Genomic DNA, 19,762 nt, shown 5'->3' with positions numbered 1-19,762 from the left:
ATCGAATCCCAATCAGCAAAGTCTTTTCTCTTCAACAACATAGACAGATGGGTGTTCTGATGCGCGGTTGTAGAACCGCTCGATATAGTCGAACACATCTGCTCTGGCCTCGTTTCTGGTGCGATAGGTTTTGCGCGCGATGCGTTCGGTCTTCAGCGACGAGAAGAAGCTCTCCATCGCCGCGTTGTCCCAGACGTTGCCGGATCGACTCATGCTGCAAATAATGCCGCTGTCTGCCATCAGGCGCTGGAACTGTTCGCTGACGTATTACGTCTCCATTAAGTACACCGAGCGCCTGGCCGAAGCCGGCGTGGAGCCCTCTGTCGGCAGCGTCGGAGATTCCTACGACAATGCTCTCGCCGAAACGATCAATGGACTTTACAAGGCGGAGGTGATCCATCGGCGCGGACCATGGCGCAGCTTCGAGGCCGTCTCGCGACGCTGGAATGGGTGGACTGGTTCAACAACCGAAGGCTCCTCGAGCCCATCGGCAACATCCCGCCGGCCGAAGCCGAGCAACGCTACTACGCCATGATGGAACACCCCGCCATGGCGGCATAACTTAAACCAAGTGGCCTCCGGCAAACCCGGGGCGGTTCAGTTCAACCGCGGTGGGGATAACATCACGAGAGATTTCGCGCGGATGGTCAGATTGCCAAGCCCAGAAGACCTTCATGTCTCGATCAGCTTTCCAAAAATGCCCGGTACCACCTGACCTGGCTCTCACTAACCTGAAAGCGTCCGTCCATCATTTGAGCCTTATCGCGGTCAGCACCAACGATTACGCGGCCCAACTCCTGAATGCGGTCGAACAGGTCAATGACTTCGTTTGAGCGCTCTAGAATGCCTTCGCTGGAGATCGGTTCACCCTTGTATGTGTACTGGTTAGCAAGTTCATCCAGCAACCTTTTGTAGTCTGTGAGGATCGGCCGCATGTAGATCATCGCGACATCCTCGACTTCGGGAGGAACGTCTTTATCGCCGAACAGGAGCTTGGCGAGCTGCAGAGCTGGCGCCCACGTCCAGCTTTCGCTCCCCTGCACCAGCCGTTCCTTCATCAGATCGACAAAGTCGAGCTTGCCATACTGAAACGGCGCATGGGGCCACCCGTCCTGGATATAGAAGTCGTACATGCCGTGAGGAAACAGTGCTCGGATGGTCTGGTCGCTGGTGATCTTATTGATCTCGACCGGACGGGCCGCTGATAACTTGTTGCTCAGGTAAGCAAACATGATCTCGGCAATCTGGCGCACCGAATAAACGCCTTGGGATGCTTCGCCCAGAAGGGCCGAGATCATAGGCAGTTCGGTCTTGGTGGCGAACTTCTCCAACCATTCCGTTGAGGCGCGCCGCAACCGCACATCAATGGGGTGGGGAGGCTGCGTGAGCTTTCGGGCGTTTTCGAGGGCTACCCTGTAGCGGTGTATCCAATACTTCGTCCGGCTTGGCGGCTCCAGGAACACATCGCCATAGGCAACCTCCAACTCCCGCGCCAGCCACTCCTCCTGCTGGCGTTTGAACACTCCCGTCCGGGCATCGTGCAACATCCCCCCGAGGTCCTTCAGGACCGGGTGGGTTCGCGCCCGGGTGCCGAAGATTTCCTCTAACTTTGCTTTCTCGGCATCGCCTTCAACAATGTACGGGGCCTGGTCTACCCAAAAGATGATGGGCGCAGGATCTCCAATCCGGAAAAGCCGTTGCCGGTAGGTGTCCGGAATCAGCCCGGTCAACTCGTACCCGTCGGCGTTATCGAAGTGCAAGAAGGCACTGATGTTGAAGTCAGCATCCATCTCGGGAAGATACATCGAGTTCCCGGCCCAAAAGATCGGCACGCCGATTGAGTCGACCGGCGACAGTCGAATTGCAGCGGAGACTGCCAGGGCGTCAGGCGTCAAAGGTTGATCCCTGCCCGCTTGTAGACCTGCTCCACGCACTCATAAATCAGTCCGTAGTGTTGGCTGACATTCAGTGGCAGCAACCGATAGGTTTCGATTACGTTTGTCAGTTCCTTCAGGGCCTCAGTGACACCAGGCGTCCGCTGGAATTCTTCTGGGACGACGACGCCCAGCAAGTTCTCTTTCTTCAGCGGGATATCCGCTTCCACCTGAAGTTCGATCACCGCGGCGCGATCGTCACAATCCTTAGTCGACCCCTCCTTGTACAGCTTAGAAACCGCGAGCACCCTGGAATGGCTCATCTTGAGAAGATGCTCCTCCTTGAGCTTCTTCTGATCGTTCGCGTCCCGATCGACGTACCGGCGCGGTGTTTCGAAATACAGGGAGATAAGCCGGCCGATCTGGTCTTGATCGGTGCCGACGTTGAAGTCCTCCAGTTTGAAGGTCGTCAGGTAATCCGGCATCCTTCCCCGCTCGAAGGCGCCCGTATCGAAGGGATGTATCCGCTTCAAGGGTGGCGGATTGCTGAAGCGCATCACGAACACGGTCGGCAGCTGCCACGGTTCCGGGTTCAGCGCATCCTTGCCCTTATAGGCAGCACGACCGACGAACAGATAGCAGAGCTTTTCGCCCTGGAAGACGTTGCACTTCACCGCGAGAAGCTTCTCTTCATTCAAGATCGGAATCAGGTTGCTCGAAGCGGTGCTGTGTATCCACGGCGGACTCTTCGGTACGGCCAGGTTGCTGTTCTTCAAAAACTCGCGGAGCTTCACCTCTGTGGGCTTGACCATCGGATATCCATGGGGTGCAGCAAATCACCGGGACGCCATCTATCAAAACCGGTTGCGGCAGGTAGGTTCTCACAACCGTAATCCCCACTACTCAACCGAAATGTCTGACGATGCCATTGGTAAGAAAAAGAAGCGTACAGAGGGAGACCAAGACGCCAGCCAGGACCGCGAGCAGCATGAGGACAAACCCCCGCTCCCGGCCAAAGGCTCGAACAACGGTCTCGGACTGAGATAGGATTCCGCCCATCCCTACGGCGATCCTCGCCAGGTTCGGTTCTCGCTTTTGCGTGGCTTTAGCCATGCCCGTCTCCGAAAGTGAGCCTCCGGGATGCTTCCCGGCTCGTACCGTACGACCATCCCCGAGGCGTCAACCGCCAACAACGCACCACGACTATCCCCATCGGGTTTGCAGTTTGGAAAAACCTCTTTGACGCTTCATCCAACACCAATGGTTATTTCATCAAACCGCAACGCACCAGTAACGAAGCGGCTCGGGAAGCGCCATTTTCAATAGTTCTTTCAATGTGTTATCCGCTCCGCAGGAACAGGCCTGCGGAGACTATCAAAAGCGCCGTCCAAAATTTGGAGAAGTCGTCCAGAACTACGGATTCGCCGGGTACGGATGACCAGCCTGGGCGTCAAACGCCCGGCCTGTGAATCGGGGCCGAACTGAACCACTTGAACTAACGCCAGCAATTCCTTTTGGCGAACAAAGGAATCTGCGTCGGGATGGGGTCACGATCGGCGCCGATGCTGACCCCATTTCCACTGGCTTTTCTTAATTCCTTCACAGCGTTACTGCCGATATCTGCAACAGCCTGACCCCTGCGCCGATTCACATCCCCATAGTCCTATCGTAAGCGTAGCTCCCCTTTTTGATTGGTGCTTGACGCCTATTTTGAGCGCGTGACGCGGCGCCGCGGCTTCCAAATTTCGGACAAAGCGTTGACGGCGGCCTCGAGGGCCTTGCTGTCGATGACGTTGGGATCGAAGTGTTCGGGCCCCCAGAGGCGCATGTGTTCGTGCTCCGGATGGGTGGGGTCGCTGATGGCGTCGAGGTATTCGGCAGAGGCTGGCGCACCGCCGACGTCCTCCGGAGGACAACGACCGGCGGCCTCGAGCAGGAGGAGAAGTCCCTCTATCGTCGTGTTGTCGAACCATTTTTCGAGTTTGATCACATGGATCCAGCTGTCGCCGAAGTCATAGAGATAATGGATCGCCTTGGCGCCTGTCTCTGAACGATATCGGAGAGGCGAGCAGAAGCTGGCGCAGACGATGCCACAAGGGCTTCAATTCCTGGGCGGCATAGCCGACCCAGAAGGCGAGCGTCGAACGGTCGATGGCGATACCGTGCGTCGCCAGCATCTGCGCCTGGCGGTAAAGCGGCAAATGCCAATGATACTTGGCGTCGATCACTTGCGCGACGAGCCGCTCGGTGGGCAGTCCTCCCCTGATCAGTCGCTCGGGAGCAGCGTGCTGGAGGACGACGCCATGACAGGCGCGGCAGGCCAGTTTGGGTCGGCGGGTCACAATCACCCGGTATTGCACCGGAACGACGTCGAGCCTCTGACTCTCATCGCGACCAATCTCAAAGAGACCGCCTTTGCAAGACGGGCAACAGGTTTCAGCCGGCATCAGGGTTTCGACGATGCGCGGCAAATGCTCCGGAAGCTGACCACGGTTGGCTCTGCGCTCGGTATTTCTCTTCTCGCAGGCTCTGGGATTGGAGCGATCCTCGGCTGCTTCGAGAGCCGCGACGGTCTCTTCGATGTCCTCCAGAACAAGCTGTAGCTGATCAGCGTCCAGCTTTTCCGACGATCGACCGAACTGCGCATCTTTCGCAAGCTTGAGCAACCGTTCGAGCCTGGCGCAGCGATCCAGCAGAGCCGCGGCAAAGGCACGCAACTCGGCTGGATCGCTCGGCAGCTCATCAGGCAAATCACTCATTGGTCCGAGTCTGCCATGCTTCGCGCCTTGATGCAGCGAAGATTTTATTCCCTACGCAAGTGCTTTCGGTTGCGGGATTTGAGGTGCGTGCATGCGCGTCCAATCCATGCCGGCCAGAAGCGCAGACAACTGCGCGGCAATCATCCGCATCATGCCGGCCACGGTGGGAGGCCATTTGAAGCCGCTGCTATCGAGCCGCTTCCAGTACATCACCAGGCCGGTACCATCCCAGACGACAATCTTCACGCGATCGGCGCGCTTCGCACGGAAGACCATCGCCACACCCTTCATCGGGTCTTGGCCAAGCGTCTCCTTCGCCAAGAGCGGCAAGCCATCCGCACCCTTTCTGAAGTCCACAGGTTGGGTCGCAACATAAATCGTGAGGCCCGTGGATGGCGTCAGCATGAACGTGTCCGTCGCAGAGCCGTGAACACGTCACTTAGTACCGCAAGGCCAGGCGTCCCGCGTACCTCTATCCGTGCCCCCTGGAACTCGACCATAACAACAGCTGCTTCCGCCGATATAGAGGGCTCCGCAGCCGCCGGTAGCGTCGATTCCGACACCAAAGGCACAAACGATAAGTTATCAGCCGAAGCCGGCAGCACCAACTGGCCCAAACGCGCTCGACGCCGCCAGTCATTCACCTGCTGGGGCCGGCAGCCATGGCGGCGGGCGACATCTGTGACAATCGTGCCCGGCTCGAAGCTTTCCGCGGCAATCCGTGCCTTCAGATCGTCTGGCCAGCGCTTTCGACCTGCGCCAGCATACACTTCGATACGCGGGGATGGTCGTCTTATGTCGTCCGAATGGTCGTCCATTGTGAGCACCCTTGCAGAAGATGCCCCTTCTAGCGGCGCTCACAAGACTGCGCACAAACAATCTGAAGGGCCTCAGCACCACGCTCACGTCCTATCTCCGGCGTAAACGAGTACGTCTTGTAGTGGACGGACGGCGCGCTGGTCGCACTGTCCATCATGTTGGTTGGTTCATTGGCTTTCCTGGCAGTCTCTTGCCTCATGCAACCGACGGCGCCCGGATATGAACTTTAGGACAGTCGTCAGCCAAGCAGGATTGCAGCGCGCTGCTGGTCCTCGAAGCTCAGGACTCGGTGAGCAAACGCCTTGTTCTCCGCGATCGATCCATCGAGCAATTGCTTGAGCAGACCGAGGTTTGTCTTCTGCTGGTTGCTCAGGTTCTCGCGTATGCTGCAGAGCTGATCCCGGTCGGTCACTTGAACCAGAGCAAAGAACTTGCCCAACAACCCGGCAATGACATCAGACGCCTGCACGCCCGGCTCGTCATGGGATACGACAAAACGGAAATTTTCGAGTCGCCGATCGCCGTCCATGAACACTTCCGCGCCGAGATACTCCTCGATCACCTTTTCCACATCCAGGATGTGGTGCGAATTCTTGAACAAGCAGATCCGCCCAACATAGAAAGGACCGAAACTCTCGACCAGCACGTTGGCCTGCTCGTCCTCAAGGTACGGGAGCGCATCCAGCTTCTCGGCGATCTGAAGAACGCCCTTGAGCATCATGTATTCGAAATGACCGAGCAGCGGCTCGCGCTCTTCTAGACGCCCGCGAAGCTCGGAAATAAAGTCGTTTCGGCGTTGGCTTCCGACATCAGGATAGGAATATCGCCGAAACAGATCAACCGTGTCCGCCAGGTTGAAGCGCAGAATCGTATAAAGCGCGTCCTTGAGCTGACCATGAAATGGAAGGAGTTGATGCTTCTCATACTCCGTCAAAATTGAATCGATAATATCGACGGTGGACCAGTAGAGCGGGTCCATCACGGAGTAATGAACAGCGAAGCCCTTCTCGATGACCCATCGCAGGAAAGACTCCAGCTTCTGAGCGGCCAACAGCTGCAAGAAGTCGCCCTTGGCTATGTGTTCAAGCTTAATATCCTTCGTGGTTTTTTGGATGCGACAACGCTGTCGCAAGTCATCGATATTCAACTCGCGCGGCGGCCCGCGATAGGCGATGCCGGCGATCACGAAGTATTTTGGCTCCCTCACATTGAGTCCATCCGCACGGGTGTGCAGGCGGCGAATATTGTTCGTCTCGTCGTAATACATCGTGTAGGTCGCGTCGGCTCCAGTCAGTTCATTCAGTGCAATGTCGAACTTGCGGAGCTCATTCACTTCTATCATGTTCGTACTTGCTTGGAGGCAAAATCGGGATTTAGATTTTGTAATGCTGGCCGGTGTTTACCGTCGCGCGACTGGGTGACCGCACTTTCCTGCGCGACAGCTAGCTGCACGTTCGTGCGTGACCTTACTTCCGACGCAAAACATGGCGGTATGGCTGGGCTGCATCCACCGATGCGCACGTTGGTTCAAATAACCTTGTTCGCCCATTTCTCGAGGTCCGCGCACCGACGCATCAGTTCATCAAATGTCTCGGGCTCGTCGAGCAAGAGTCCGTCCGCGATCATGTGCTTGTAATCTCGTTCCAAGACGACTCGCGATTGTCCCTCTGGGACGAGCTTTAAGGCGCCACCGACGGCCGAGTTGTATTCGATGACCGCCCCGGCAGAATCCTTTTCTGAGAAGAACCACGACTTGTGCTCCGCAACGGTTACAGCAAGTTTTCGGTCCTTCATTGCCGATTCCGCAATCCCTGCATCGTCCAATCTCACAAGGTCATACCAGTGGCGAGCGAAGCGTTCGCCTTTCAGTTTCCCTTGAACGCAAAAGACATGGATCGCAGTCGCCTTCTCCCAGAAGGTTCGCTCCGCTTTCATGGTCTTGGGCTTAGCGGTCGGGAATTCGAGAGTTTCAAGGTACTGGGCAGCGTCGCAAACGACGTCATGAAGTTCGCTCGGCTCCCCTGTCGATCGTGCGCCGAATTCGAGCATCACGGCGGGGCTCACATAGCCGCTACCAGTCTCCAAGGGATCGTACGTGACGAAAATCTTGTCGTCCTTGGCTTCAGCCTTGGCGCTCAGCTTGTCATGTTGCAAGCGCTTATTGATTACGGGCAACGCCTTTTCCTTGACCCAGACTGGGAGGCGTTCTCGTGCCTTGTCGCTCCACTTTTTGCTTTGACTGCGGCTCTGAGGGACCGGATTGTCCTCACTTGCGCTCACCAGGTCCGGAGCTATCGCGCGGATGTCGTAGGTGAGATCGACGTCTTCCGAGAAACGGCGGATTGCGCCGTAAGCCTTCGAAAGGGACGTTCCGCCCTTGAAGACCAGATGGTCGCCCATTGGCGAGGAAAAAAGCGCATTCAGGCACCAAACGACCCAAACATCCTTCTCGAGAAGATGTGCAGGTAGTCCTGAGTTTGAAGCAGCAACGCCGAGCGCCTCTCGGCGATCGGCATTCGATAGATTTAGAAATTTATCCAACGCGCAGTTCGCTTACCGGCTTGGCAAGCCAAGTCGGCAATGAAGGTGCGGCAGACCTCAGTTCGTTCGCTTCAATCGGAGTCAGTTTTTGACTGACCGATTGCAAGGCTTGTCTTGCAGTCTCTGGACCGACCCAGGCAAGCGCGCGCACGACCTCACCTGCTCGACGGTTGGCCAGGGTAAGCTGCCAACGCGGTGCATGCTTGAATTCCACAACTTGCTTGCCAAGATGGAGCTGGCGGGAAGGACCGGAGGTCAGAAAGACCTGCCGAACAGGTACCTGCGTCGTCAAACCGAGGTGGTTGGCCGCCGCAGCGCCGCTGGAAACGATAATTTCACCGCTGCGCGCCTTGGTCTCCTCAATGACTTTTTCGACCGACGGAGCTCTAGTCCCGAAGCGGCTTTCGACCGGACGTAGATATACCCCTCGCCTCGCGCGCAAGAGCTTTCCTCGCTCGGCAAGACGCGAAAGGGCCTGATCGACGGCAGCACGCTTTCCAAGTTGCAAAAGTGCCTTGGCAGCGATGGGCGCGCCTTCGGGCAGTTCTTTTGTGACTTCCAAAATCCGGGTGCTCAGGGTGGTCATGGCACTCACTCCACTGTCAGAAACATAGGAGAACTTCTGACACCCTACAAGTGTCGCCGTGAGAAAAGGTTTCCCTTGGAAAAACAATTACTTGTCAAAACATAGGGCCGATCCGGCCATTTCAAGAGTTCCACAATCAGGTTTTCAGGCCCAATCCCAGTCCTCACGAGCTGCACAAGCCGACGAGGTAAGCCGACCATTCCCACTCCTAATTCCCTCCGAGTAGACGAACACCTCCAGCTCGCGAGAAAACAAGCAAACTGATCGACGGGGCGGTGGCGAGATATTCGACGTCGCCCTTTCGCGAGCGCCCCCGCGAGAGATTGGGGCTCGCAGCTAAAGACGGCCTGGCACCATCCCTCCTGGCCATCCATCAAGCGCACAGTGGTAGCAGGCCTGTCCCGGCACCACACACTGTCGGGTCCGGCCGGTTGATCGCGATCTCAGCGCAGATGGCGGCGCTCCGCCGCGAAACCTCCGGGGTCCGCCTTTAAGGTCCGAGCTTGCACCGGCACTGCAGGTGGGCAGCCAAGTCGCACCGGGGCGTTAGCTGTCGGGCCCGGCAAGATCGGCTTGCTCCGCGGCCGTTGGCCCCGGCTTGCCGAGCCTCGCCGCGATGAATGCGTGGAAGGCGGCCATGGTGTACACCTCGTAGGGACGCCGCGTCGTCATGGTCAGCAGCCATCGGGCCAAGTTCCATCGGCACACTCTGCCAAGCGCCCGCGCGGGGCTACGGTAGAGAGACATTTAGCAAATTCCGGAAGATGGCTTTCATCGCTTTAACCTAAGCTTGCCGCCTTCCCTTCAGTTCGGCACCTTTCCCATGATGACAGTAGCAAGCTTCCTGTCCTTCTTCGGCATCATGATCGGGCTGGTCTCCGTTGCCTTTCCACTCCGCTTCCTGTACATCCGCGACCGCCGAATGGCGGCAATCGTGCTGACAGTCTCGGTGGTTACGTTCCTGCCGGTGACCGCCATCGATGGCGCAAAGGAACAGGCCTTGGCGCGTCAAGAGCACGCCATCGCCCCTACGTCGAAGTCGCCCGCCGAACTGGCTGAAGAGGTTTGCCAGGCGCCCGGCGCGATCCCGGATTGCGAGGCAGTCCTGACCAAGCAGATAGCCGAGGAAGGGGGACATCCGAAGAAGCCGGAGCCGGTGCCGGCCGCCGACTCGCGGAACGGCTCCTGCAACTCCGACTGGCGCCAGTGCTCCGATAACGCTGACCTTATGAACAATTTCAAGGACAGCAGCCGCAGTTCGTTGTCGTGCCAGTATGCGGCAAAGAAGCTCGCGAAGTACGGCGCCCCGTCGTTCCCCTTCTTTTCGTTCAGCAACTTCAACAGCGGCAACGACTTCGTGAGGACCGGACAGGCGACGTTGGTCGAGCCCGACGCGGAGTTCCAGAACGCATCCGGCACAATCGTGCACATCGTGGTTACCTGCAAATACGATCTGAATAGCCAGCGGGTAGTAGACGTGAGCCTCGATTGACCGCGCCTTGTTCAGGACAGGCGCTATCCAGGGCACCCCTTTTCGTCCAGCACGGCCCCGATGGGCCCCTTTCGCCGAGCAACCAGGGCCACAGCCGAAGACCGCGCGCGATATCGGCGCGCTCGCCAATTCCTATTGATTGTACGACCGGCCTCATCGCTCCCCTGGTCAGGGAGCACAATAGTTCAGGCAACAATAGGTCTATCAGCAACGTCGGTACATGCGACAAGACGCGGTGGCACAGTTAGGTTCGAGGGCTAGCATGTTCGCTTCTCTCCGCTTGACCGTCGGGACTCATCAAAATCCAGTGCGACTATTGGTCGGGCACGGCTGAATGAGGATCGTCGGCCCGCACGGACGTCTGCAGCTGCGCCGGGTCTACTTTCTTGCGTTGTGCCCATTCGACAAGATTGGTCGGACGATACCCGGGATCGGCGCGCCAGCGCCCAAACACGCTGCCGTCGATCGTCTCGTTTATGTTGATGTGCCTCCCGTCGTCGCGGACATCCGGCTCTTGGCCAATCGACCGGTAGAGCGGTCGCGTGAACCTGGCGTACATCCCGTAGCCGAAGAGCTTGTAGGAATCGGTGATCGGCGCCACCACCGAATTTCCCTCCAAGTCGACCTCTGATCGAAACGAAAGTCCCTGCGATTCTGCCTTTTTCATCATCCAGCGCAGTGGTGCCTGGGCGAGAAGGTCGGTCTCGTAGCCGCCACCTACGTTGGCGTGGGCGCCCACAAACCAGCGTTGCTCGACGCCGGAGAGCGGTCGCGGCTGCGCGATGATGGCCTTCGGATCTTTTGGATGGTGGACATCCCAGAGGGTGGGAACAAAGTCGTTCCGATGCTCATCGATAGCCAGCGCGTGATATCCGTTCAGGATGGGAAGACGCAGTCCGGTCTGAAGATAATCGAAAGACGAACGGCTGATGCCGGGGATATTCCCTGCCGCCAAGCCGACAGACCCGACGGTGTCCCAGACGCCAATCACCTTGATTTTCGTGGGTTGGGCATACTTGAGTAGCCATCTCTCCTGCTCGGTCAGCTTGGCGACGTCGCCAGCCGCTTCCTTATCCTTCAAAGTCCAAATACTTTCCTCGTCACCTTTCCTATAGCGCTCGAAGAGCTCGCTGACGCCTATGGGCGACCCAGCCTTGAGGATGCCGTCGATGGCGATCAATCCAGCCAAGGCTCTTGCGGTGTATGCGCCGCGGCTGAAGCCGAAAATGTAGATCTCGTCGCCGTCGTTGTAATTTTCTATGAGCCACTCGTAGGCGTGCCGGATGTTCTCATCGAGCCCTTGTCCGAACACCCCACCGAGAAAACCGTTCACTCCGACCGAGTAGTAGACGAGCTGCGGCTTTCCGTCTCTCCCTTTCGAGGCGCACAGGGCCCGCATCCGCCAGACATTCGTGTTGCTATCGACACTATTCCACGTCCCATCGAGAAAGACCGCCAGACGCTTCTGTTGCTGCTCAGCACCGGCGAAGTTCGGCTGGTTGCCGCTTTTCTCCGCAGGGTGGCCGATAATCACACCGATCGCGACGATTGCGACAATACCCAAGAGAAGGGCCACCCAGTGCGCGAGCCGTTCAAAAATTCGCCAAATCTTCATAAGCAGCTCCACGCTTGCTGATCAATTCTATGACCTTCTCCGCGACTCGATCGCGGGTCAGGGGATCTGATTGAACCCTGTAGGTACGAGCCCAGGTGGGTGGCACAGATCCTTCGCGCTCACTGAGGTCTCAGCGCGTTCGCGACCGCGCTGCCGATCAGAGCCGCGTTGTGCGCATCGACGGCCGCTTGCGATGGGCCGTTCACGATCCTCCCGACCACCTTCCCTCGCTTATCGGTGACCGCTTGGAAAGACGAGGCTCCGGGCGCCAGCGTCATAAGGAGCTCGTGCGTCCTGGTGCGGCTAGCATCGAGCAAGGGACTGGACGGCGTCGACAGCCGAACAAGACTCCATGTCGCGGCCATACTCGCATCCGTCGTGATGATGAACTTGTTGTCGTATTGCGACGAATCCGACTGTGTGCCGGCAACCCCAAGCGGCGGCCCCTCACCATTCGCGGTCGCGCGTGACGACCGATGGAAATCGATCACCTGGACCGCGTCAACGAGCCACTCCCGGATACCGAGGTTTGAGGCATCCACGAACGGCGAGCTGGTCGACCGAGGCCCGAGAGGGAAGCCTGGAGCGCAGCTGCTGCCTATCATCGGCTCAGCCAGATCATTTGCGGAGTAGTAGAAATTATACTTATGCGAGTGCAGATTTTCGGACGAAAGCTGTCCACCCAAACCGAAGGTGAAAGTCTGCGAATTGGCGAGCGGCATCTTGTACGACGCGCCTGGTGTCACCGAACTCTTCTCGTCTGCCTGCAGCGTAAGTTGAATGAGGACGCCCCAGGAGCCCGGCATGTAGGCGTCCTCCGCGGTGGAGACCTGCTTCCCGTTAACTAACCGTACGGGTACCGGAAGTCTGCGGATTTCGTCCCGGCCGAACTTCAGTTCGCAGTAGATGGCGTTCTTGACCTGGCGTTCCATATCCCGCGTAGCGTTGGGGTCTCCCGCCTGATCCCACACTTCTGGTAGCCGCGAATAGGAGAGTCCGCAGCCTGTCAGCGTACAGCCCAGCGCGACAAGAATAAACGATCGCTCCAACATGGTCGCCCCCACAATCGGAACTTTATTCGTTGCCTACGATCGGTTTGGCCCGCAAACGGCGCAGCAGTGCACTGGCCTTGGGTGAAGCGACCTCTATAGTCGGTCCCGATGGGCTGTCGGCGATGATGAGACCTCGAGCGCAGTAGTCGCTCGCCAATGTCAGGTCGTGAACGCATAGGCCCCCTGGGCATTTCGGCGCTCCTGGCTCACCGCAACGCCAGGCAAACGCCTCGCCTGAAACGAAGGTCACGAAGATTATGGACAAGCAAAACGCGCGCATGAAGTCCCCCCACCATCAGCCCGAAAACCGGCTGCCAACAAACAGTTGATAATATAAATTAAACGACCTTACATTGCGGTTGAATATTTCGCAAGATGGGCATCCACTGATGAGCAACAGCCAACGCGCATCGTCGCGTGGTTACTGCCCGTGCCAACGAATGCGGCGTTCTGATCCCGAAGCTTTCGCAGCTCGCCGCTAGATTGGCCGGCGGCTTGCCGCCTTTAAAGCGAGTACGGTATTTACAAAACGCACACCATAATTCCTTGCCGCTATTGCGCTGAGGACAAATTGCGCGAGGAGCGCGGCCGCAAATACGAGCGCAGTCTTATATGTCTGCATGGTCACTACGCCGATTCCGCCAAAGACCATCAGCAGCATGAACGCAATGCCAGCATAGTCGCGCGTCAGCAGGAACATGCGATGGACCTGCAGCACGCGCGGATCGTCCTCTACCGACTTGTAGAGCTTATACCAAAGAGCATTTTGCTCGCTCGACGTGGTGGGAAACGGCCCCACGTTAGTCTTGAGTGTCCCGATATCGATTCTCGCATCGCGATGAAGATAGTAAGAAAACGCCCGACATCCAGGCAGGGGATCGTGCCAACGCCAAAACACCAATCTGGCCTTGGTTTGGATATCAAGCAAACCGTTGATCACTCCGATGAGCACGGCCCCCAATCCAGCAGGTATAAGCGCCTGCCAATGCTTCAGCATCTCCTGATAATCGGCTGCAACAAGCTGATCAGTCTTAAGCGCAACCGCGAAAATAGCGATGTTGACGACCAGGATGGTGATTAAGGAAGTAGTGTTCTGATCCTTGAGAGATCTCTCTTTCGAGCCCTTCTTAGTCATTGTTCTTGCCTATCTGGGGGCTCGCACCGCGGCAAAGAGCGAGAGAACCGGCTCGCTATCCTTCGGCCAACACGAACGCCATTCGACAAAAAGATGGATCGCCGGGACATCCTGAGATGCGAACGCAAGTCTCAGTCTTCCTGTCTGTCGGGATATGGCAAGCATTCGGCGAGGCTGTAGTCATCGCGTTCCGGAGCGTCTTTGGCAGTTCGCTTGTCTGACCCTTCGGTTGAGATGACATGCGCCCCACGATGGTGCATAGCTCGAACAACGGATTTGCGCGGATGATTCTCATCGGCTTTAGCCGAGCTAATTACCGCGGTGAAGGTTGTCTTACCGCCCTGGGCCGCCTTCCTTTCACCCAAGAGTTGATCCAGCAGTTCGGTCGAAACGTTGTGGCGCCCGCCGTGGTGAGGAACCTGGAATCGATCAATGCCGGGCAACGTCAATCCGATCAAAGGTGCATAGTCGATGACTTCTTTGAGCCCAGTGCGTCCAGTATCGCCGGTAAGCAAGATTTTGCAACCATTGAGATAGGCATACTGAACCACGCTCATCTCGTTTTCGTTGCTCGTCTCGCCCGCGGGAAAATATTCGTCACCCCAAGCTGCCTTGACGAGCGCGGCGGCCTCCTTCGCCACACGAATAACCGCATCGCGCGCGATCTCGAGCAACCCTTTCTCCTCGGGGGTTTTGTCGGAGGAGACAACCAGATCCAGAAAGCGCGAACGGATCGGAGCCATCACGCGGAAAGCACCAATCGTGCTACCCTGAAATGGTTCATATATCGGGATGTTCTTTCGGAGGGCGATCTCTTCAAGAGCAACTAGATTGGAATAAGCCTCCCTCAAGGCTGTCTCCAGCCCTTGAGAGGTCGTGAAGCGTTTGAACCTAGGAAGAAGCTCTGCAGCATAACGCCAGGGTCGCAACATCCAAAGCGCGCCGACCTCAAAATCCTCCAGGACGCGCTGCAGGCCTCCCGCATGATCGCCATCGTTGTGAGTCGCCACGACATGATCGATCCGCCTCGGCTTCCCGTAGTATTTGTTAAGAAAGTTGACGACCTTCTCGCCGGTTGATTGATAGCCTCCATCGACGACATGAATGAAGGTCTGATTATTCAACTCATAGCGAACGCAAATGGCGTCACCGCTGCTCTTTGCTTCGACATCTAAAAAATCGACCTCAAAATAGTCAGCCACGTTTCCGTCTCCAAGAGCTTGGCCTGAGGGTTTCCAGGCAATGATTCTGGTCACAGAGATACCGAAATGGACTCCTTCTAGTGGTGCCGAGAAACACGTCAGTCCTGAATCTCAGATGAGTGGCGTTGCATTGGGATACGGAAATCTCGCATCAGTCAGCTCCCCGTTTGGCCTCCCAACCTGAAAACGCCAATATCGAACGAGGAATTCGACCCCATACGGCGCCGCTCCCGCGGCGCCTCAGACGGCCCGCTGAAGCCGCGCGCAGAGCATTCTGCATACCGCGGAGGTTCTCCGGGGGCTCTTATCTATCTTGAGACGCCGTTTCTCGTCGCAACTTGTCCGAAAACGCGCTTTCTTTGCGCGAATCGCCGTCACCCGCCCCGCAAAGAAGCTCGCCACCGCAAGTAGCGGGCAGTCGATTCCGGATATAATTCAGTTGCAGTACCTCCTGACACTCGTTCTCGCAACACGCGGAGCACAACGTCTGCCCATCGGGATTTCCAGGAATCCCCAGAACGGATCAGAAGCGGGGTCCATGGCTTCCTGACGGAGCTGCCAGGACTCACCCACACCAATTCTCAAGACGATCCGGACCGGTCGTTGAGACCCGCGCCTCTCATCTTCGACCTACCGAGAAGGCTGAGCCAGCGGGCGTATGGATAGCGACTGAGAATGAGGCATCACTACCGATGTCGCCCCGGTGCAGATATTCTTTTCGCGCTTTAGACGCACAGAATCATCAATCGAGCCTCGGCCAGGACTCGCGGGCCGGGAGCGCCACAACTATCAAACCCATCCACAAAGTTGTCGTCTATATCAACGCTGGTCGGCGCCTGCTCAGGAATGAGCGCCGCGCCCCCGAGCGAGATTGGATCATCGGGCTTAGTGAATTGGTCTTCGCTGGCCGTAAGCCCGGATGGGCAGACGGGTGAGAAGGAGCCGATGGCATAGAACGGCTAAATTCTGCAAAATGTACGAGGCGGAAAGCCACCAGGCTCACGCGGCGCTTTCTGCAAAGCCGCCTTCGATATAGCCTACGGCTCCGACCTGTATGCGGCGCAAGACCTGGTGGTAAGTGGAGGAGCCTGCCTCGTAGACGGTCTCTACGACTGAAGCGGGTGCAGCCTGGGGGAATGTCGCAAACGTCTCGTTGAGGACGCGCCCATCCATTTGGCTAGGGGCGACAATTCCCAGAAGATGCAGAATGGTCGGCGCGATGTCGCAGATCCCCGACGGAACTTCTGAAAGGCTGCCCGAGCGGAGGGCAGGTCCGGCGAGAATGCCGACCGCCGCCATCTCTTTAGGATGCAAGCCGCCGTGTACTCCCAGTCCGATCGGCGCGTCGTTGCTCCAGGTTCGGCCGATGAGGCCGAATGGATCGACTTCACTATCGGCACGATAGGAGAACAGGATGTCGCTGGAACGGGCATGATCTGCCATCACAAGCTGTCGCGCAAAACTGCCCGGCGCGATGCCCTCGATGTCATTTCGTCCAGCGGTGAAGATCGGTCCGCACCACGGCGCCTTGGTCATTGCTGCGACGGCTCGCCGGATCTTCAGCTCCGAGGGGTCTGCCAGATAAATGGCCCCCACCTGCCCGGGAACGAGAATCGCATCTACGTCTTGCCCAGGCGCCGAGCCGCAACGAAATCCGGCATCTCTGAGCACTTGGTGAACGTCAGCCTGCGCATGGACGCTCACGTGTCCATGATCTGAGACGGCAATGATGTGGACGTCCTGCCGCCGGCCTTCAGCCTCCCACCAGTCCAGAACGCGACCGAATTGCTGATCGGCCCAGGCGAGCGCTTCCAAGGTCCGTACCTCCGCCGTGCCGCAGTAATGAGACGAGCTGTCCGGTTCGCCAAAGGAGAGAATGGTGACGTCAGGCCGAAGCTGTGGCCAGACGATGTCGAGCAAAGCCGCCGTCAGATAGCTCTGGGCTGCGAGGTCGGGCGTTCCTGCAGGCGGGGGCGCCGGGGGAGGACCGATTCGAGCATTCAGCGCCTCGAGAAGAGATCGGGAAGTCGCGAGCCGCGCGAAGTGCCCCGAGATTGTGGGATGGCCGAGCGTGCGCGCCTTGTGGTTGAACAAGCGGGTCGTCCCGGCAGAATTCGACGCGAGCACCGCGAGCGTCTTGCCGTGGGCGGCAAGAACCTCGCCGAGCGATGGCACGCCCATGAGACGCCCGCCGCTCAACGTATCCAGGGTTTCGACCAGCTGGTCATCGGCCGTGTCGACATAGCGGGACGGCACCGCTGCGCGGTCGAGGTATTGGTTCCCGACCATGCCATGGCGCCCGGGTGATGCGCCGGTAACAAGACTAGGCATCGCCGCCCGCGTTTCGCTCGGATAGACGGTGACATTCCGGCCGAGGGTCACGCCCTGGCGCTGAAGCCTGTGAAGATGAGGAGTCGCTGTAGCATTTATAAGATCGGGACGGAGCCCATCGAAACTGACAAGGATGACGCGGCGGGTAGCAGGGGAAGTTACAGGGGCCTTCACGATAATGTCTTGTCCATGCGGTCGCGCAGCCAGTCCCCCACCAGCGAGATGGACAGTGTGGTGAGCGAGATGATCAGCGAAGAGGGGACGAGTATCCAGGGCGCGCGGGTCAGATAGTCACGACCATAGCCGACCATATTGCCGAGGGAGGTGAGCGGGGGCTGCACGCCCAGACCAAGGAAGCTCAGACCACTCTCGAGCAGAATAATATCCGGAAAGGCAAGAGTCATGGTGACGATCAAGGTTGAGGCGATGTTCGGTAGGATGTGGCGCAGGTAAAGGCGGCAAGGTCCTGCGCCCAGCTGGCGTACGGCGACCACATAGCCTTGCGTGTTCGCGCTCATCGCGAGCGCGCGCGTGACGCGCGCGTAGCGCTCCCAGCCATGAAGGCCAAGGAGGGCCACGAAGAGCAGCAGAGAGTTACCCACGAATGCAAGTACCGCGAGCGCTAGAACGAGAAACGGCATGCTGGCCTGGAAATCGACACATGCGAGGATGACCTGTTCGACCCAGCCGCGGAAATGGGCGGCGAGAAAGCCGAGCGTGGTACCCAGGCATGCGCCTATCAACGTGGCTCCAAAAGCAATGAAAAGGCTCATCCGGATCGATATAAGTAAGCGCGCCAGCAGATCCCTGCCAAGCTCGTCGGTGCCGAACAGATGCGATACGTGCCCCCCGAAGCCAATAGGCGCGGCGAGACGATGCCGAAGATCAAGTGCGGCATAATCATAGGGAGCGAGACGATCTGCCAGGATCGCGATGACGAGCATGAGCGCGAGCCAAGCGATGGCGCCTTGCACAGCAACATTGCGCCAACGAAGTACTCTCTTCTTCTTAACGTGAGCAAACGGCATCTGTCCGGCAGACATTTCCGCCATCTACGCTCCTCCAGCAGAGCGCGTATCGCGCAGACGCGGATCGAACATACCGTAAAGGAGATCGACTGCGAGGTTCGTCGCGATCATGGCGGCTGCCACCAGCAGCAAGATGCATTGGACCACAGCCAGATCGCGACTTACGACGGAGACGACGAGCAGACTGCCGATTCCCGGCCAGGAAAAGACGCTTTCGACGAGCACCGTCCCCGCGATTAAGTTGCCTACCATCAAACCCACGATGGTCAACACTGGTATGGCGGCATTGGGCAGGGCATGACCCGTCACGACTCTGCGCCATGGCACACCCTTGGCACTCGCCGTGCGGATATAGGCTTGCCCGAGCACCTCGAGCATGGCGCTGCGGGTGAAACGAGCCAGAACGGCCGCGCCGCCCAGGCCAAGCGTGACCACCGGCAGGACCATATGGCGCACGCTGCCGGCGCCCCCTGAAGGAAACCAGGGAAGCTCGACCGCAAAGGCGAGCACGAGTACGAGCCCGAGCACGAATGATGGCACGGTGAAGCCCGCTACCGTCACCATCATCACCAGACGGTCCGTGAAACTGTCGCGCTTGAGGGCTGCATAGATGCCGGCCGGAATGCCTAGGAGAAGATTGAGGGCGAGTGCCGGAGCAGTGAGCATCAGCGTGACCGGGATGCGTTCGGCAACAACCGTGGCGGCAGTACGCCCGTCCCGCATGGATTGGCCGAGATCTCCGTGGACGACCGCAAGAAGATATTTTACGTATTGGACCCAGAGTGGTGCATCGAGCCCCCAAGCCTTGCGAAACGCCTCGACCGCATCGGCCGACGTTTCAGGCGACAGCATCGCGCGAGCGGGATCGCCAGAGGCTCGCAGAACCACGAAGGCGAATGTGACTACCATCGCTATGGTGAGCACGGCGCGAGCCACCCGAGTCATGATGAAGCGGGTCATCAGGCGACGCTCCCAACTTGGAGACCATCCCTGTTGATCAAATGGCAAGCGACCCTGCGTCCTGCGCCTACGGATGTGAGCTCGGGCACAATCCGTGCGCAGGCCGGAAGAGCCGCCGGACAACGTGGATGGAAGGCGCAGCCGGCGAGCCGCGCCGATGGATTGGGCGGATCACCTTGCAGGATCGTCCGCTCGCTACGCCGTCCAGGCCTGGGTACGGCAGAAACCAGCGCTTTTGAATACGGATGCAAGGGGGCGCGCAGAACTGCATCGGGCGAGCCTTCTTCGACGATCGAGCCGAGATACATCACGGCGATGCGATCACTGATCTGCCGAACGACGCGCAGGTCATGGCTGATGAAGATCAT

General features: G+C 58.3%; 19 protein-coding genes and 3 pseudogenes. 2 read left to right on the top strand and 20 right to left on the bottom strand.

The window, feature by feature from the left end:
- Positions 1-12: 12 nt before the first annotated feature.
- A pseudogene (locus IVB32_RS23765) lies at positions 13-261 on the bottom strand (IS3 family transposase); the annotation flags it as partial.
- Positions 262-268: 7 nt separating this feature from the next.
- Here IVB32_RS23765 and IVB32_RS23760 point away from each other — a divergent pair.
- Positions 269-561, top strand: a pseudogene (locus IVB32_RS23760) (integrase core domain-containing protein); the annotation flags it as partial.
- A gap of 122 nt (positions 562-683) precedes the next feature.
- Here IVB32_RS23760 and IVB32_RS23755 read toward each other — a convergent pair.
- The 11 genes and pseudogenes from IVB32_RS23755 to IVB32_RS42805 all read right to left on the bottom strand — a co-directional run bounded on the left by IVB32_RS23755 (position 684) and on the right by IVB32_RS42805 (position 9,251).
- Positions 684-1,895, bottom strand: coding sequence for a hypothetical protein (locus IVB32_RS23755; protein WP_247357267.1), 1,212 nt, complete (start codon positions 1,893-1,895; stop codon positions 684-686).
- Positions 1,892-2,686 (bottom strand): hypothetical protein, encoded by a 795-nt coding sequence (locus tag IVB32_RS23750; protein ID WP_247411656.1) that lies wholly within the window; start codon positions 2,684-2,686, stop codon positions 1,892-1,894. The genes IVB32_RS23755 and IVB32_RS23750 overlap by 4 nt, the downstream gene beginning before the upstream one ends.
- Before the next feature lie 91 nt (positions 2,687-2,777).
- Positions 2,778-2,987 (bottom strand): hypothetical protein, encoded by a 210-nt coding sequence (locus IVB32_RS23745; protein WP_247294358.1) that lies wholly within the window; start codon positions 2,985-2,987, stop codon positions 2,778-2,780.
- A gap of 592 nt (positions 2,988-3,579) precedes the next feature.
- A complete protein-coding gene (locus tag IVB32_RS23740) occupies positions 3,580-3,864 on the bottom strand; it encodes a plasmid pRiA4b ORF-3 family protein (RefSeq protein ID WP_247294356.1) in 285 nt (94 codons plus the stop codon).
- Positions 3,865-3,934: 70 nt separating this feature from the next.
- Positions 3,935-4,633 (bottom strand): annotated as a pseudogene (locus IVB32_RS23735) (transposase); the annotation flags it as partial.
- 51 nt (positions 4,634-4,684) lie between these two features.
- A complete protein-coding gene (tnpB, locus tag IVB32_RS23730) occupies positions 4,685-5,038 on the bottom strand; it encodes an IS66 family insertion sequence element accessory protein TnpB (RefSeq protein ID WP_247357269.1) in 354 nt (117 codons plus the stop codon).
- The gene (locus IVB32_RS42810) at positions 5,032-5,430 is read right to left on the bottom strand and encodes a transposase (protein WP_345947059.1); all 399 of its coding nucleotides are present in this window, start codon (positions 5,428-5,430) and stop codon (positions 5,032-5,034) included. Before IVB32_RS42810 ends, tnpB begins: the two co-directional genes overlap by 7 nt.
- A gap of 260 nt (positions 5,431-5,690) precedes the next feature.
- A complete protein-coding gene (locus IVB32_RS23720; protein WP_247338564.1) occupies positions 5,691-6,794 on the bottom strand; it encodes a DUF3800 domain-containing protein in 1,104 nt (367 codons plus the stop codon).
- Positions 6,795-6,979: 185 nt separating this feature from the next.
- Complete coding sequence (locus IVB32_RS23715) at positions 6,980-7,993, bottom strand: nucleotidyl transferase AbiEii/AbiGii toxin family protein (RefSeq protein WP_247294350.1); 1,014 nt, start codon at positions 7,991-7,993, stop codon at positions 6,980-6,982.
- Positions 7,986-8,579, bottom strand: coding sequence for a DUF6088 family protein (locus IVB32_RS23710; protein ID WP_247357273.1), 594 nt, complete (start codon positions 8,577-8,579; stop codon positions 7,986-7,988). The genes IVB32_RS23715 and IVB32_RS23710 overlap by 8 nt, the downstream gene beginning before the upstream one ends.
- A 546-nt stretch (positions 8,580-9,125) precedes the next feature.
- Positions 9,126-9,251 carry a hypothetical protein gene (locus IVB32_RS42805; RefSeq protein ID WP_256466595.1) on the bottom strand — a complete coding sequence of 42 codons (126 nt, stop codon included), beginning with the start codon at positions 9,249-9,251 and terminating at the stop codon, positions 9,126-9,128.
- 151 nt (positions 9,252-9,402) lie between these two features.
- Here IVB32_RS42805 and IVB32_RS23705 point away from each other — a divergent pair, with 151 nt between their 5' ends.
- Positions 9,403-10,071 carry a hypothetical protein gene (locus IVB32_RS23705; RefSeq protein ID WP_247357274.1) on the top strand — a complete coding sequence of 223 codons (669 nt, stop codon included), beginning with the start codon at positions 9,403-9,405 and terminating at the stop codon, positions 10,069-10,071.
- Positions 10,072-10,384: 313 nt separating this feature from the next.
- Here IVB32_RS23705 and IVB32_RS23700 read toward each other — a convergent pair whose 3' ends face one another.
- From IVB32_RS23700 to IVB32_RS23665, 8 genes are all read right to left on the bottom strand, one after another.
- Positions 10,385-11,686: a DUF2235 domain-containing protein gene (locus IVB32_RS23700; RefSeq protein ID WP_247357275.1), complete on the bottom strand. Its 1,302-nt coding sequence runs from the start codon at positions 11,684-11,686 to the stop codon at positions 10,385-10,387.
- Positions 11,687-11,805: 119 nt separating this feature from the next.
- Positions 11,806-12,738 carry a hypothetical protein gene (locus IVB32_RS23695; protein ID WP_247294322.1) on the bottom strand — a complete coding sequence of 311 codons (933 nt, stop codon included), beginning with the start codon at positions 12,736-12,738 and terminating at the stop codon, positions 11,806-11,808.
- Between the two features lie 478 nt (positions 12,739-13,216).
- Entirely contained in the window at positions 13,217-13,873 is a 657-nt protein-coding gene (locus IVB32_RS23690) for a hypothetical protein (protein ID WP_247338562.1), read from the bottom strand.
- A gap of 131 nt (positions 13,874-14,004) precedes the next feature.
- Entirely contained in the window at positions 14,005-15,075 is a 1,071-nt protein-coding gene (locus tag IVB32_RS23685; RefSeq protein WP_247357277.1) for an MBL fold metallo-hydrolase, read from the bottom strand.
- 999 nt (positions 15,076-16,074) lie between these two features.
- A complete protein-coding gene (locus IVB32_RS23680; protein ID WP_247357278.1) occupies positions 16,075-17,580 on the bottom strand; it encodes an alkaline phosphatase family protein in 1,506 nt (501 codons plus the stop codon).
- The gene (locus tag IVB32_RS23675; protein ID WP_247357289.1) at positions 17,577-18,434 is read right to left on the bottom strand and encodes an ABC transporter permease; all 858 of its coding nucleotides are present in this window, start codon (positions 18,432-18,434) and stop codon (positions 17,577-17,579) included. The genes IVB32_RS23680 and IVB32_RS23675 overlap by 4 nt, the downstream gene beginning before the upstream one ends.
- Positions 18,435-18,458: 24 nt before the next feature.
- Positions 18,459-19,394, bottom strand: coding sequence for an ABC transporter permease (locus tag IVB32_RS23670; RefSeq protein WP_247342512.1), 936 nt, complete (start codon positions 19,392-19,394; stop codon positions 18,459-18,461).
- The coding region (locus tag IVB32_RS23665) for an oligopeptide/dipeptide ABC transporter ATP-binding protein (RefSeq protein WP_346731108.1) at positions 19,394-19,762 on the bottom strand (369 nt) is incomplete at its 5' end. The genes IVB32_RS23670 and IVB32_RS23665, both read right to left, overlap by 1 nt.

Origin of the sequence: Bradyrhizobium sp. 23 (genome assembly GCF_023073295.1) — a bacterium.
Classification (GTDB): domain Bacteria; phylum Pseudomonadota; class Alphaproteobacteria; order Rhizobiales; family Xanthobacteraceae; genus Bradyrhizobium; species Bradyrhizobium canariense_D.
Note: the sequence above shows the minus strand (reverse complement) of the source record. Positions and strands in the feature narration are given on the sequence as shown.

What these genes read in the sequence shown, in the direction of transcription:
- IVB32_RS23750 (WP_247411656.1), bottom strand. Translation starts at nt 2,686, where the DNA reads ATGGTCAAGCCCACAGAGGTGAAGCTCCGCGAGTTTTTGAAGAACAGC.
- IVB32_RS23745 (WP_247294358.1), bottom strand. Translation starts at nt 2,987, where the DNA reads ATGGCTAAAGCCACGCAAAAGCGAGAACCGAACCTGGCGAGGATCGCC.
- tnpB (WP_247357269.1), bottom strand. Translation starts at nt 5,038, where the DNA reads ATGCTGACGCCATCCACGGGCCTCACGATTTATGTTGCGACCCAACCT.
- IVB32_RS23720 (WP_247338564.1), bottom strand. Translation starts at nt 6,794, where the DNA reads ATGATAGAAGTGAATGAGCTCCGCAAGTTCGACATTGCACTGAATGAA.
- IVB32_RS23710 (WP_247357273.1), bottom strand. Translation starts at nt 8,579, where the DNA reads ATGACCACCCTGAGCACCCGGATTTTGGAAGTCACAAAAGAACTGCCC.
- IVB32_RS42805 (WP_256466595.1), bottom strand. Translation starts at nt 9,251, where the DNA reads ATGACGACGCGGCGTCCCTACGAGGTGTACACCATGGCCGCCTTCCAC.
- IVB32_RS23705 (WP_247357274.1), top strand. Translation starts at nt 9,403, where the DNA reads ATGATGACAGTAGCAAGCTTCCTGTCCTTCTTCGGCATCATGATCGGG.
- IVB32_RS23700 (WP_247357275.1), bottom strand. Translation starts at nt 11,686, where the DNA reads ATGAAGATTTGGCGAATTTTTGAACGGCTCGCGCACTGGGTGGCCCTT.
- IVB32_RS23695 (WP_247294322.1), bottom strand. Translation starts at nt 12,738, where the DNA reads ATGTTGGAGCGATCGTTTATTCTTGTCGCGCTGGGCTGTACGCTGACA.
- IVB32_RS23690 (WP_247338562.1), bottom strand. Translation starts at nt 13,873, where the DNA reads ATGACTAAGAAGGGCTCGAAAGAGAGATCTCTCAAGGATCAGAACACT.
- IVB32_RS23675 (WP_247357289.1), bottom strand. Translation starts at nt 18,434, where the DNA reads ATGCCGTTTGCTCACGTTAAGAAGAAGAGAGTACTTCGTTGGCGCAAT.
- IVB32_RS23670 (WP_247342512.1), bottom strand. Translation starts at nt 19,394, where the DNA reads ATGACCCGCTTCATCATGACTCGGGTGGCTCGCGCCGTGCTCACCATA.